Source organism: Pseudomonas sp. LG1E9 (genome assembly GCF_003290225.1).
Classification (GTDB): domain Bacteria; phylum Pseudomonadota; class Gammaproteobacteria; order Pseudomonadales; family Pseudomonadaceae; genus Aquipseudomonas; species Aquipseudomonas cyclaminis.
Genome location: NZ_CP029983.1, coordinates 4814391 through 4827900 on the forward strand (window position 1 = coordinate 4814391; position 13510 = coordinate 4827900).

General features: G+C 61.7%; 11 protein-coding genes. All 11 read right to left on the minus strand.

The window, feature by feature from the left end; all coding sequences use genetic code 11:
- Positions 1–5 precede the first annotated feature (5 nt).
- The 11 genes from DNK50_RS22000 to asd all read right to left on the minus strand — a co-directional run bounded on the left by DNK50_RS22000 (position 6) and on the right by asd (position 13501).
- Positions 6–1217, minus strand: coding sequence for an O-succinylhomoserine sulfhydrylase (locus DNK50_RS22000; protein WP_112196245.1), 1212 nt, complete (start codon positions 1215–1217; stop codon positions 6–8).
- 65 nt (positions 1218–1282) lie between these two features.
- Positions 1283–2788: an amidophosphoribosyltransferase gene (purF, locus tag DNK50_RS22005; RefSeq protein ID WP_099583999.1), complete on the minus strand. Its 1506-nt coding sequence runs from the start codon at positions 2786–2788 to the stop codon at positions 1283–1285.
- Between the two features lie 41 nt (positions 2789–2829).
- On the minus strand, positions 2830–3387 hold the full coding sequence (locus tag DNK50_RS22010) for a CvpA family protein (RefSeq protein ID WP_003192538.1): 558 nt from the start codon (positions 3385–3387) through the stop codon (positions 2830–2832).
- Positions 3388–3582: 195 nt separating this feature from the next.
- Positions 3583–4233: an SPOR domain-containing protein gene (locus DNK50_RS22015; RefSeq protein ID WP_112196246.1), complete on the minus strand. Its 651-nt coding sequence runs from the start codon at positions 4231–4233 to the stop codon at positions 3583–3585.
- Positions 4217–5524 (minus strand): bifunctional tetrahydrofolate synthase/dihydrofolate synthase, encoded by a 1308-nt coding sequence (gene folC / locus DNK50_RS22020; RefSeq protein WP_112196247.1) that lies wholly within the window; start codon positions 5522–5524, stop codon positions 4217–4219. The genes DNK50_RS22015 and folC overlap by 17 nt, the downstream gene beginning before the upstream one ends.
- On the minus strand, positions 5521–6441 hold the full coding sequence (gene accD / locus DNK50_RS22025; RefSeq protein ID WP_099584002.1) for an acetyl-CoA carboxylase, carboxyltransferase subunit beta: 921 nt from the start codon (positions 6439–6441) through the stop codon (positions 5521–5523). Before accD ends, folC begins: the two co-directional genes overlap by 4 nt.
- Positions 6442–6684: 243 nt before the next feature.
- Positions 6685–7305 (minus strand): phosphoribosylanthranilate isomerase, encoded by a 621-nt coding sequence (locus DNK50_RS22030; protein ID WP_112196248.1) that lies wholly within the window; start codon positions 7303–7305, stop codon positions 6685–6687.
- Between the two features lie 63 nt (positions 7306–7368).
- The gene (truA, locus tag DNK50_RS22035) at positions 7369–8193 is read right to left on the minus strand and encodes a tRNA pseudouridine(38-40) synthase TruA (RefSeq protein ID WP_099584004.1); all 825 of its coding nucleotides are present in this window, start codon (positions 8191–8193) and stop codon (positions 7369–7371) included.
- Positions 8194–8425: 232 nt separating this feature from the next.
- Positions 8426–10996, minus strand: a complete 2571-nt coding sequence (locus DNK50_RS22040; RefSeq protein ID WP_112196249.1) for a FimV/HubP family polar landmark protein — start codon at positions 10994–10996, stop codon at positions 8426–8428.
- Between the two features lie 162 nt (positions 10997–11158).
- On the minus strand, positions 11159–12169 hold the full coding sequence (locus tag DNK50_RS22045) for an aspartate-semialdehyde dehydrogenase (RefSeq protein WP_112196250.1): 1011 nt from the start codon (positions 12167–12169) through the stop codon (positions 11159–11161).
- Positions 12170–12388: 219 nt separating this feature from the next.
- Positions 12389–13501, minus strand: coding sequence for an aspartate-semialdehyde dehydrogenase (gene asd, locus DNK50_RS22050; RefSeq protein WP_032888280.1), 1113 nt, complete (start codon positions 13499–13501; stop codon positions 12389–12391).
- Positions 13502–13510 lie beyond the last annotated feature (9 nt).

Genomic DNA, 13510 nt, shown 5'->3' on the forward strand with positions numbered 1-13510 from the left:
CTCGATCACAAGGCAGCCAGCCCGCGGGCCAGGTCTGCCTGCAAGTCGGCGACATCTTCCAGACCGACCGCGATGCGGATCAGGCTGTCGCGGATACCGGCCGCTTCACGCTCCTGCGGCGCCAGGCGCCCGTGGGAGGTGGTACTCGGGTGCGTGATGGTGGTCTTGCTGTCACCCAGGTTGGCGGTGATGGAGATCAAGCGCGTCGCATCGATAAAGCGCCAGGCACCGTCTTTGCCGCCCGTCACCTCAAAGCTCACCACGGCACCGAAACCACGCTGCTGGCGCTGGGCCAATTCGTGCTGCGGATGGCTCTTCAGGCCGGCGTAGTGCACTTTCTCGATACCGTCCTGCTGCTCCAGCCACTCGGCCAGGGCCTGGGCGTTGGCGCAATGAGCCTTCATGCGCAGGCTGAGGGTTTCCAGGCCCTTGAGGAAGATCCAGGCGTTGAACGGGCTCAACGTCGGGCCGGCAGTGCGCAAGAAGCCCACTACTTCCTTCATCTGCTCGCCGCGGCCGGCAACCACGCCGCCCATGCAACGGCCTTGACCATCGATGAACTTGGTGGCCGAGTGCACAACGATATCGGCACCCAGCTTCAGCGGCTGCTGCAACGCCGGCGTACAGAAGCAATTGTCGACAACCAGCATCGCGCCCTTGGCGTGAGCCACTTCGGACAGCGCGGCGATATCCACCAGTTCGGCCAGCGGGTTGGATGGCGACTCGACGAACAGCAATTTGGTGTTGGCCTTGATTGCTGCGTCCCAGCCGGACAGATCCGCCAGAGGCACGTAGTCCACTTCGATACCGAAGCGCTTGAAGTACTTCTCGAACAGGCTGATGGTCGAACCAAACACGCTACGAGACACCAGCACGTGGTCGCCAGCGCTGCACAGGCTCATCACCACCGCCAGGATCGCCGCCATGCCGGTGGCCGTGGCCACAGCTTGCTCAGCGCCTTCCAGGGCCGCGATGCGCTCTTCGAACGCGCGCACGGTTGGATTGGTGTAGCGCGAATACACGTTGCCCGGCACTTCACCAGCAAAGCGCGCAGCGGCGTCGGCCGCGGTACGGAACACATAGCTGGAAGTGAAGAACATCGGATCACCGTGCTCACCTTCCGGAGTGCGGTGCTGGCCGGCACGCACAGCCAGGGTATCGAAAGCTACGCCATCGAGGTCGCTGTCCAACCGACCGGCATCCCATTCCTGACTCATGCTGCCACTCCTTACTCAATTCTTTATTTATGATACAAAACCGGCCCCTCAGGGCCGGTGTTTACTCAGTTGTTGTACAGATCGATGATCGCGCTGACCGCCTGGGTCTTGATCTTCGACGAGTCATTACGCGCCTGCTCGATCTTGTTCAGGTAGGCCTCGTCGACGTCACCGGTCACGTACTTGCCGTCGAACACGGCGCAGTCGAACTCAGCGATCTTGATCTTGCCACCGCCGACCGCTTCGATCAGATCCGGCAGGTCCTGATAGATCAGCCAGTCGGCGCCGATCAGGTCAGCCACGTCCTGGGTAGTACGGTTGTGGGCGATCAGTTCGTGGGCGCTCGGCATGTCGATACCGTACACGTTCGGGTAACGCACGGCGGGCGCTGCGGAACAGAAGTACACGTTCTTCGCACCGGCTTCGCGGGCCATCTGGATGATCTGCTTGCAGGTGGTGCCACGTACGATGGAGTCATCCACCAGCATCACGTTCTTGCCGCGGAACTCCAGCTCGATGGCGTTGAGCTTCTGGCGCACCGACTTCTTGCGTGCAGCCTGGCCCGGCATGATGAAGGTACGGCCGATGTAGCGGTTCTTCACGAAGCCTTCGCGAAACTTGACGCCCAGGTGGTTGGCCAGTTCCAGCGCAGCGGTACGGCTGGTGTCCGGGATCGGGATCACCACGTCGATGTCGTGCTCAGGACGCTCGCGCAGGATCTTGTCGGCCAGCTTCTCGCCCATGCGCAGACGCGCCTTGTAGACCGAAACGCCGTCGATGATCGAATCCGGACGCGCCAGGTAGACGTGTTCGAAGATGCACGGGGTGAGCTTCGGCGCCACCGCGCACTGACGGGTGTGCAGCTTGCCGTCTTCAGTGATGTACACCGCTTCGCCCGGCGCGAGGTCGCGGATCAGGGTGAAGCCCAGCACGTCCAGGGACACGCTTTCGGACGCGATCATGTACTCGACGCCTTCGTCGGTGTGACGCTGGCCGAACACAATCGGGCGGATGCCGTGCGGGTCACGGAAGCCGACGATGCCATAGCCGGTGATCATCGCAACCACGGCATAACCACCGACGCAGCGGTTGTGCACGTCGATCACGGCGGCGAAGACGTCTTCTTCGGTCGGCTGCAGCTTGCCACGCTGTGCCAGCTCGTGGGCGAACACGTTAAGCAGTACTTCCGAATCGGAGCTGGTGTTGACGTGGCGCAGGTCAGATTCGTAAATCTCCTTGGCCAGTTGCTCAACGTTGGTCAGGTTGCCGTTGTGCGCCAGGGTGATGCCGTAAGGCGAGTTGACGTAAAACGGCTGAGCTTCGGCCGAAGTCGAGCTACCGGCAGTCGGATAACGCACATGGCCAATGCCCATGTGCCCGACCAGACGCTGCATGTGACGCTGATGGAACACGTCACGCACGAGCCCATTGTCCTTGCGCAGGAATAACCGGCCGTCGTGGCTGGTCACAATACCGGCAGCATCCTGGCCGCGGTGCTGGAGGACGGTTAGCGCGTCATACAGCGCCTGATTGACGTTCGACTTACCGACGATACCGACGATGCCACACATGCGACGCAACCCCTACTTAATGAATCTTGACTGAACACAGCTTACTGCGGCGTTTTGGCCGGCAAGAGGTGTTCCTTGAACGGAAGATCAGCGGGTACGCTGATTCCGCTGGCCAGCCACTGACTGCTCCACCCCAATATGAGGTTCTTGGACCAATCTGCAACCAATAGAAATTTTGGCACGAGTACCGACTCCTGCCACCACGAATCCTGCTGTACCGGCCCCAGGCTCAACAGCCCGACCGCCACGACCACCAGCAACGCGCCACGCGCGGCGCCGAAGGCCATGCCGAGAAATCGATCGGTCCCGGAGAGGCCAGTGACACGTATCAATTCGCCAATAAGATAATTGACCATTGCCCCCACCAGCAGCGTGGCGATGAACATGATGGCGCAGCCCGCGATGACGCGAGCCGAAGGTGTCTCTATGTATCCGGCCAGGTAGACAGACAGTGATCCACCGAACATCCAGGCTACGACTCCTGCGATGATCCACGTCAGCAACGACAGTGCTTCTTTAACGAAGCCGCGGCTTAGACTGATCAAAGCGGAGATGGCGACGATTGCAACAATCGCCCAGTCAACCCAGGTAAATGGCACGTTTGAGCCTACGGACGGATGAGGCGGCGCATTTTAGCAGAGCGCCGGGCTATCGGTAAGCGGTGATTGCGGCTGCTTTGCAAATCAATAGTTTGTGGTGAGCCAGCCCGATTTCAACCCCACCACAAAACCAATGTGGGAGGAGGCTTGCCCCCTCCCACATTTGATTGCATTCCAGGCTGACACCCTGCGAACTCAGCCGCGCTCAGGCTGAAACCGGGTAACAAATCCCTTCAGGTTCTGCTGACGATCCAGCAAGTCGCGCAGGCGATCCGCCTCGGCACGCTCGATCAACGGCCCGATGAATACGCGATTCTTGCCATCGGCACTGCGGATATAGGCGTTATAGCCCTGGGCACGCAGCTTCTTCTGCAAGGCATCGGCACCCTCGCGATTGCCCAGGCTGGCCACCTGGATCGACCAGCTGATCGGCAGGCCATTCGGGTCGATACGGCTCTGACCCACGTCCGGCTTGCCCGGCGCAGCGGGTTGCGGCGCCACCGGCTTGGGCGCAGGCACCGGAACAGCCGGCTTGGCGACTACGACAGGCGCCGGAGCGGGCTTGACCACTGGCACGCTCGGCTGCACAGGCGTGGACGGCGCTGCAATCTCTTCATCCACAGGCACAGGCGCTTCCTCGGGCAAGGCCTGAGGCTCAGGCACCACCACCGGCTCAACCTGCACCTGTGGCAACGCCGGCGCTTCGGGCGCAGCCGGGGCCTCGACAACTACCTGGCGCTGTTCGTCCTGACGGGAAAACAGCATCGGCAGGAAAATCACCGCCAGTGCCACCAGCACCAGGGCGCCGACCATTCGCTGCTTGTATGCGCTATCCAGTAATGCCATCTGCAGCTTCCTCCGTGGAGCGCCGGGCCAACCACTCAAGCGCCTCGGCAACACAATAAAATGATCCGAACAACAGAATCTCGTCCTCGGCCGTCGCTACCGCGCACTGCGCCTCCAGGGCGGCAGTTACGCTTGCATACGACGTCACGGGCGCACCAAGGTTCTGCAACGCCACTTCAAGCTCAACAGCCGGACGGCTGCGCGGAGTGTCCAGCGGTGCTACGGCCCACGCCTGCACATTGCCCAGCAACGGCGCAACCACGCCACCCAGATCCTTATCGGCAAGCAAACCAAAAACAGCAAGACGACGCCCCGCCGGCGGCGTGCGCGCCAGGCGTTGCGCCAGGTACTCGGCCGCATGGGGGTTATGGCCCACATCCAGCAGCAGGTTCAGGCGCTTGCCTTCCCACTCGAACGCACGACGATCCAAACGCCCCACCATACGGGTCGCCAGCAACGTCGCGGCAATCTGTTCAGCCTGCCAAGGCAGATCCAGCAGCAGATAGGCTTGCAGCGCCAGCGCGGCGTTTTCCATTGGCAGGTTCAGCAGCGGCAAGTCACGCAGCTCTACTGCCTGGCCGCGAGCATCGTGCCCACGCCATTGCCAGTGTTGCGCACCAATTTCGAGATTGAAGTCGCGACCGCGTAGGAAAAACGGGCAATCCAGCTCGCGCACCTTGTCGAGCAAGGGTTGCGGCGGGTCCAGGTCACCACACAATGCGGGCCTGCTCTGACGGAAAATCCCGGCCTTTTCGTAGGACACCGACTCGCGGGTATCACCCAAATAGTCAGCATGGTCCACGCCAATGCTGGTAACCAACGCCAGGTCAGCATCCACCACGTTGACCGTGTCGAGACGCCCACCCAAGCCAACTTCCAGAACGACCACATCCAACCGCGCACGCTCGAACAGCCAGAACGCCGCCAGGGTGCCCATCTCGAAATAAGTCAGGGAGGTCTCGCCCCGGCCCGCATCCAGTGCGGCGAAGGCTTCGCAGAGCTGCTCATCAGTGGCTTCGACGCCATTGAGCTGCACCCGCTCGTTATAGCGCAGCAGGTGCGGTGAGCTGTACACGCCCACTTTCAGCCCTTGTGCTTGCAGCAGCGCGGCGACAAAGGCGCAGGTAGAGCCTTTGCCGTTGGTGCCGGTCACCGTGATCACACGCGGTGCCGGCCGGCCCAACCCGAGGCGGGCCGCTACCTGTTGCGAGCGCTCCAGGCCCATGTCGATGGCGGAAGGATGCAACTGCTCAAGGTAGGCGAGCCATTCGCCAAGGGTACGCTGGGTCATAGGTTCGCAGGCACCGGCGGCACGACGATCGGCTCGACTTTAGGCGCGACGTACACCGGCGTCGGCAGGCCCATCATTTGCGCCAGCAGGTTACCCAGACGCGGACGCAGTTCGCCGCGCGGGATGATCAGGTCGATAGCGCCGTGCTCCAGCAGGAACTCGCTGCGCTGGAAACCTTCCGGCAGTTTTTCGCGAACGGTCTGCTCGATCACGCGCGGACCGGCAAAGCCGATCAGGGCTTTTGGCTCGCCGACGATTACATCACCCAGCATTGCCAGGCTGGCGGAAACGCCACCGTAGACCGGGTCGGTCAGCACGGAGATGAACGGAATGCCTTCTTCACGCAGACGCGCCAGCACCGCAGAGGTCTTGGCCATTTGCATCAGGGAGATCAGGGCTTCCTGCATACGCGCACCACCGGAGGCGGCGAAGCAGATCATCGGGCAACGGTTTTCCAGAGCGTAGTTGGCAGCGCGAACAAAGCGCTCACCGACGATGGCCCCCATGGAGCCGCCCATGAAGGAGAACTCGAACGCCGAGACCACAACCGGCATGCCCAGCAACTTGCCGCTGATGGAGATCAGTGCGTCTTTCTCACCGGTCTGCTTTTGCGCGCCGGTCAGGCGATCCTTGTACTTCTTGCCGTCGCGGAACTTGAGACGGTCCACCGGCTCCAGGTCAGCGCCCAGCTCGTTACGGCCGTCGGCGTCCAGGAAGATGTCGATGCGGGCGCGGGCGCCGATACGCATGTGGTGGTTGCACTTGGGGCAAACGTCCAGGGTCTTTTCCAGCTCCGGACGGTACAGCACCGCGTCGCAGGATGGGCATTTGTGCCACAGACCTTCAGGAACCGAGCTTTTTTTCACCTCGGAACGCATGATCGAAGGGATCAGTTTGTCTACTAACCAGTTGCTCATGCTTTCTTTCTCCAGTACCGGTGGCTTGAACACAGCCCCGCGTATGCCCTTGAGCTAAATTCATATGTGGCGATGACGCCAGCTGGACGGGGTCAGACGTTCGACCTGCCATTTCCAGCCTGCACCCTCAGCCTTCCAGACAACCTGCCCGTGCAGGTTTGCCACTTCATTTCCGGGCCACCTAAGGCGGCACCGGGCTGTTTTACACAGTGGTAGTTATGGACGGCGGCAGACTGCCAGCCGTCACATCCCGCGCACAGCCTGCATAAATGCGCGAATCTTGTCGTGATCCTTGATGCCCTTGCCCTGCTCCACCCCACCGCTGACGTCCACGGCATACGGGCGAACCTGTTCGATGGCCGCCGCGACATTCGCGGGGCTGAGCCCACCGGCCAGAATGATCGGCTTGCTCAATCCCTCGGGGATCAGCGACCAATCGAACGCTTCGCCGGTACCACCGGGTACGCCTTCGACATAGGTATCCAGCAAAATCCCGCGCGCGCCACCATAAGCTGCACACGCACCGGCGATATCGTCCCCGGCCTTGACGCGCAGCGCCTTGATGTACGGGCGTTGATAGCTTTCACATTCATCCGGGGTCTCGTCGCCATGAAACTGCAACATGTCCAGCGGTACGGCGTCCAGGGTTTCATTGAGTTCGCAACGACTGGCATTGACGAACAAACCCACGGTGGTCACGAAGGGCGGCAATGCGGCGATGATCGCCCGCGCCTGCAACACATTCACCGCTCGCGGGCTCCTGGCATAAAACACGAAACCAATGGCATCCGCTCCCGCCTCGACTGCCGCCAGCGCATCTTCTATGCGGGTAATCCCGCAAATCTTGCTGCGAACGACGGACATAGCGCAGAAACTCCAGGGTTGGACCGAGAAAGTCCCGGATGGTAACAAAAGCTTTTCCGGGCGTCAGCCGCCAAGTTCGCTGAAACCCGTGAGGAAGTGTGGCCCGATAAATCGCTGGGGCAGTTCGAACTCGTCGCGATACTCCACATCCACCAGGTAAAGGCCAAATGGATGCGCCGTCACGCCGCCGGTCCGGCGAACCCTGCTCTCCAGCACTTCCTTCGCCCACTCGACCGGGCGCTCGCCGGTGCCGATGGTCATCAGCACTCCTGCGATATTGCGCACCATATGGTGCAGAAAAGCGCCGGCGCGGATATCCAGCACGATCATCTTGCCGTGGCGGGTCACCCGCAGGTGATGGACTTCCTTGATCGGCGACTTGGCCTGGCACTGACCGGCCCGGAACGCGCTGAAGTCATGCACCCCCACCAGATGCTGCGCGGCCTCGGCCATGCGCTCGGCGTCCAGCGGGCGATGGTTCCAGGTGATTTCTTCGTTGAGGTGCGCCGGGCGGATCTGGTCGTTGTAGATCACATAGCGGTAACGCCGGGCGATGGCCTTGAACCGCGCATGAAAATGCGCCGGCATGACCTTGGCCCAACTGACGCTGACGTCATGGGGCAAATTGATATTGGCGCCCATCACCCAAGCCTTCATGGTCCGCTCGGCCTGGGTATCGAAATGCACCACCTGGCCGCAGGCATGCACCCCTGCGTCGGTACGCCCGGCGCACATCAACGACACCGGCGAATCGGCGACTTTGGACAGGGCCTTTTCCAGGGTTTCCTGCACCGTCAGCACGCCCGACGCCTGGCGCTGCCAGCCGCGATAGCGTGAACCTTTGTATTCAACGCCCAGGGCGATGCGGTAAAAGCCTGCGGCCGCCATTTCGGCGGCTGCGTTATCTATATTTGCCAAGAACTGAGAGCCTGATGAGTTGCGCAAAGGCGGCCATTATAAATGCGGCAGCCGTGTGACGGGCGCTTTTGTTCAGGATTGACGCGGACCGAATGCCAGAGGGGGCTTGCTCCCGATAGCTGTGGGGTCAGCAACTAGCTGTGCTGAATGGCCCGGCGCTATCGGGGGCAAGCCCCCTCCCACCTGTGTGTTGTATCAGCCTTCAAATTCTACCGAGCATTTCCTTGGCCTCGCCGCGCTGAATCTCATCGCCTTCGGTGAGCACTTCGGAAAGGATATCCCGCGCTCCGTCCGCATCGCCCATGTCGATATAGGCTTGGGCCAGGTCCAGCTTGGTAGCGACCTCATTGGTGCCAGACAGGAAGTCGAACTCAGGCTCATCACCGCCAAGCGCCGCATCTTCAGCCGTGAAAGAAGGCTCGATGGAGGGATGTTCCAGGCTCTGGGACAGGCGATCCAGCTCGGCGTTGACATCGTCCAGCTCCGAGGCGAAAGCATCAGGCTTGGCCGCCGTTTGCGGCTCGTCCGCCAGGGACAGATCAAAATCTTCCGGCAGATCGAAGTCATCCAACGCTGCAGGCTTCAGCGTAGGCGGTTCGACAGCTGGAACGTCGTTCATCTGACCTTCAAGACCAGACAGGAAGTCATCGTCGGACTGCGTTGACGACGGCGCATCCAACTGCAGGTCCAGGTCAAAGTCAGACAGGTCATCCGAGGCCGGCTTGGCGGCGGTTTGCTCTTTCAGAAGCGACTCGAACGTCTGTTGATCGTCCTTTATCTCGGCCGGTGAGGCAGCCTCCAGATCGTCCAGGCTCAGATCAAAATCACTGTCAAAAGCCTCCGGCTCTGGTGCAGCCGGCTTGTCTTCGAGCAGATCCTTGACGTACTGAGCATCCAGTGCCGCCGCAGCAACCGCCGCACTGACACCTGCCGCCAATACGGCCATCGCCGGGAAGCGCGCTTTGAGCTGCTCGACCTGGGCATGGTTTTCACCATTGGCCACGAGTTGGCGCTCCTGGGTCACGAAGCCGTCCTTGTCGCTTTGCAGGCCATAGACTTCCATCAGCTTCAAACGCAAGTCGCTGCGCTTGGGCTCGTGCTTGATCGCTTGCTCCAACACATCGGCAGCCTGGTTCAGGTGACCACGGTCGATATGGGACTGGGCTTGCGCCAAGGCATCGTTGGCATTCTGCGGGGCGACGGCAACAGCCAGCGGCGCGAGCACGGAGGCGACTGTTGGTACAACCACAGCAGGCTCAACCACTGGCGCGGGCGCCGGAGCAGCGGCCAGCTTGACGTTCGGTGGCGGCACCTCAAGGCCCTCGAAACTGTCCGACGGCAGGTCGTGCTCGATATCCGAGGTGAATTCCGGTTCTTCGGCCAGCGCCCGCGCCATGCGCAGGTGCTTTTCCTCTTCGCGACGGGCGTTGCGATGGCGCGCCCACAGCAGCAGGAGCAACAAGACCACCAGGCCCGCTGCCCCCCCGATAACAGAGAGGACAACCGGGTTGGTCAGCAGGTCGTTGAACTTGCCTTCCGGGGCCTCGGCGTCAGTGGTGGCGACCGGTTTGGCCGCTTCCGGCGCGGGTGCCGGAGCGTCCGGTGTCGGCGCTGGCGCAGCGGTCTGTGCGGGGGCTGCCGGAGTGGCCGCCGGGTCGCTGGCCAGCTGTGCAGGCATCGCTGTCGCCGCCGTCGCCGGGTCGCCTTTCTCCGCCTGCAAACGAGCCAGTTGATCGTTCTTCAGTTGAATCAGCTTTTGCAGTTTATCCAGCTGGCTTTGCAGGTCCGCCGCACGACTCTTGAGTTCCTCGTTATCACGGCGAGTGGTGTCCAACTGCTCCTGGGTCATCGCCAGCTTGTCGCTCAGGCCCTGGCTGTCGCCGGCCTTGCTCTTGCCGCCCTTCTTGGCCGCTTCTGCCGAGACCAGGCTCAGCTTGTCCTGGGCATTGGTGGTCGAGGGCGCATTACCGGCCTGGGTACGCTTGGTGGCGTCCAGTTGTTGCTTGCCTGCGGCCTGATTGGAGGCCGTGCGACGCCCCTGGCGCCAGGCATCATTCTGCGCCCGGACTTCGGCAATCGCCTGGGGTTGCGGCAGTGCGGTGCTTTGTACGGTGTCCGGCAGGCGTAGCACCTGGCCGGTTTTCAAGCGGTTGATATTGCCGTCGATGAAGGCGCCGGGGTTCAGCGCCTGGATAGCCAGCATGGTCTGCTGCACCGAACCGCCATTGCGGTGCTTCTCGGCAATTTCCCAAAGGGTGTCGCGGGAGGTCGTGGTGTGCTGGGCCGGCTTGCTCGCAACAGGCGCGGCGCTGACAGGTGCGCCCAAGCGTGGGGCTGGCGCCGCTGCGACCGGGGCCGGGGCAGACTGGTCAAATTTGGCCGGATCGAGCAGCACACTGTAGTCGCGCATCAATCGACCGTTTGGCCATTGCACCTGCAGCAGGAAACGCACATAGGAATCAGGCAGCGGCTTGCTGGAGGTGACACGCACCACGCTGCGACCATTGGCGTTGATCACCGGGGTAAATGTCAGGTCATTGAGGAATGCCTGGCGATCGACGCCAGCATCCACAAACGCCTGGGAGGACGCCAGGCTAGGCGTGATCTCGGACGCTGTGAGGCCGCCGACATCGAGCAATTCGATTTCCACCGACAAGGGCTGGTTCAACTTCGACTTGAGGGTCATTTCCCCCAGCTGCAGCGCCTGCGCCATACCGGAGGACAGCGCCGAGGCGGCCGCTATTGCTAACACCAGTTTGCGAACTTGAACCATAGCCTCATCCTTTGTCTGAACACTCCCCGGCCTGCGAGAAGGTTGGTAACCGCTTGCCATAAGGCATGGCGAGCCGATAGGTTACCGACACGCTTCTGTTGCACTTCGGACCAAGCATAGCGCCTGGCTAGAATCAATCTACAAATTGACGCCAAGTATCTTTTACGCAAGGCCTTTTATCAACAACTGCGCCAGCTGCACCGCGTTAAGTGCGGCACCTTTGCGTACGTTATCTGACGTCAGCCACAGATTTAGTTCCGCCGGGTCGTCCACGCCAGCACGAACCCGGCCGACATAGACCACATCCTGGCCGACCGCATCGCCCACGGCTGTCGGGTAATCGCCCTCCTCCACCAGTTCTACACCCGCAGCGGCATCAAGGGCCAGGTTGACCGCAGCCAGGTCGACCGGTGCGGCCAATTGCAACGACACCGTCAGGCTATCGCCAAAAAACACCGGAGCTTGAACGCAGGTTGCTGAAATCTTCAGCGACGGTAATTCAAGCACTGTGCGCAGTTCGTGTACGAGACGCTTCTCCAAGGCTGTATGACCTTGCGCATCTGGCGTGCCGACTTGTGCCAACAGGTTGAAGGCCATTTGCCGGTCGAAGAACTTCGGCTCCAGCGGGCGTACGTTCAACAACTCGGCGGTCTGACGGGCCAGTTCGCTCACGGCTTCACGCCCTTGAGCAGACACCGCCAGGTTGGCCGTGACGCTGACACGCTGGATATCCAGCAAGCCACGCAACGGCGCCAGCACCACCGCAAGGTTAGTCGCGGACGGGCTTGGGCTGCCGAGTTGGAACGGTTTTTTCAATCCCTTCAGGACATGGGCATTGGCTTCCGGCACCACCTGTGGCGCCTGCTCGGCGGGCAAGGCACCGGACAGATCGATCACCGAACAGCCGGCTGCCGTCGCACGTGGTGCGAAACTCAGGGTGACGGCGGGGCCGGCGGCGAAGAACGCCAGTTGCACCTTGCTGAAATCGAACTCATCAACCTCCTTGACCCGCACATTCTTGCCGCGAAAGGGCACCGAGGCACCGGCGGAATTATTGCCGGCCAGCAGGTACAGGGTGCCCACCGGGAATGCCAGTTCTTCGAGAATCTGCACCAGGGTTTCGCCAACAGTACCGGTGGCGCCGATCACGGCGATTTCAAAGGTCTGGGTCATGGGGGCTGCCTCGGGCATTGCGGGGGGAGCGGCACTTTACCGGGTGGCCGGGGGTGAGGCAATTAACCTGGGTTTTATGGTGTGGCTGATGGCCCTATCGGGGGCAAGCCCCCTCCCACCAAAATGTGGGAGGGGGCTTGCCCCCGATAGCGGCCGAAAGAACAACAAAAAACCCGCGCCTGTCACCAGAGCGCGGGTTTCTCTTACTGCCTCAAGCGATCAACGCTCCAGCAAAATCCGCAGCATGCGACGCAACGGCTCAGCCGCGCCCCACAGCAGCTGGTCGCCAACCGTAAAGGCGCCGAGGAACTGACTGCCCATGTTCAGCTTGCGCAGACGGCCAACCGGTACATTCAGGGTGCCGGTGACCTTGGTCGGGCTCAGCTCCTGCATGCTGATATCGCGGTTGTTCGGCACCAGCTTGACCCACGGGTTGTGCTGGCTGATCAGCCCTTCGATATCGGCGATCGGCACGTCTTTGTTCAGCTTGATGGTCAGCGCCTGGCTGTGGCAGCGCATGGCGCCGATGCGCACGCAGATGCCGTCGACCGGGATCGGGCTCTTGAAACGACCGAGGATCTTGTTGGTTTCGGCCTGGGCCTTCCACTCTTCGCGGCTCTGACCGTTCGGCAGTTCCTTGTCGATCCACGGAATCAGGCTGCCAGCCAATGGCACACCGAAGTTCTCGGTCGGGTAGGCGTCGCTGCGCATGGCTTCGGCCACACGGCGGTCGATGTCGAGGATCGCGCTGGCCGGGTCGGCCAGTTGATCGGCGACTGCAGCGTGGGTCGCGCCCATCTGCTTGATCAGCTCACGCATGTTCTGCGCGCCGGCACCGGAGGCCGCCTGATAGGTCATGGCGCTCATCCACTCGACCAGACCCGCTTCGAACAGGCCACCGAGGCCCATCAGCATCAGGCTGACGGTGCAGTTGCCGCCGACGTAGTTCTTGGTGCCCGCATCCAGCTGCTGGTCGATGACCTTGCGGTTTACCGGGTCGAGGATGATCACCGCATCGTCCTGCATACGCAGGCTCGACGCGGCGTCGATCCAGTAACCCTGCCAGCCGGCTTCGCGCAGTTTCGGGAAGACTTCGCTGGTGTAGTCGCCACCCTGGCAGGTCACGATCACGTCGAGTGTCTTCAACTCGTCAATGCTGTAGGCATCCTTGAGCGGGGCAATATCCTTGCCCACGGACGGCCCTTGGCCACCCACGTTCGACGTGGTGAAAAACACCGGCTCAATAAGATCGAAATCCTGCTCTTCCAGCATCCGCTGCATGAGCACGGAACCGACCATACCGCGCCAACCGATCAGACCTACACGTTTCATCGCAACTAC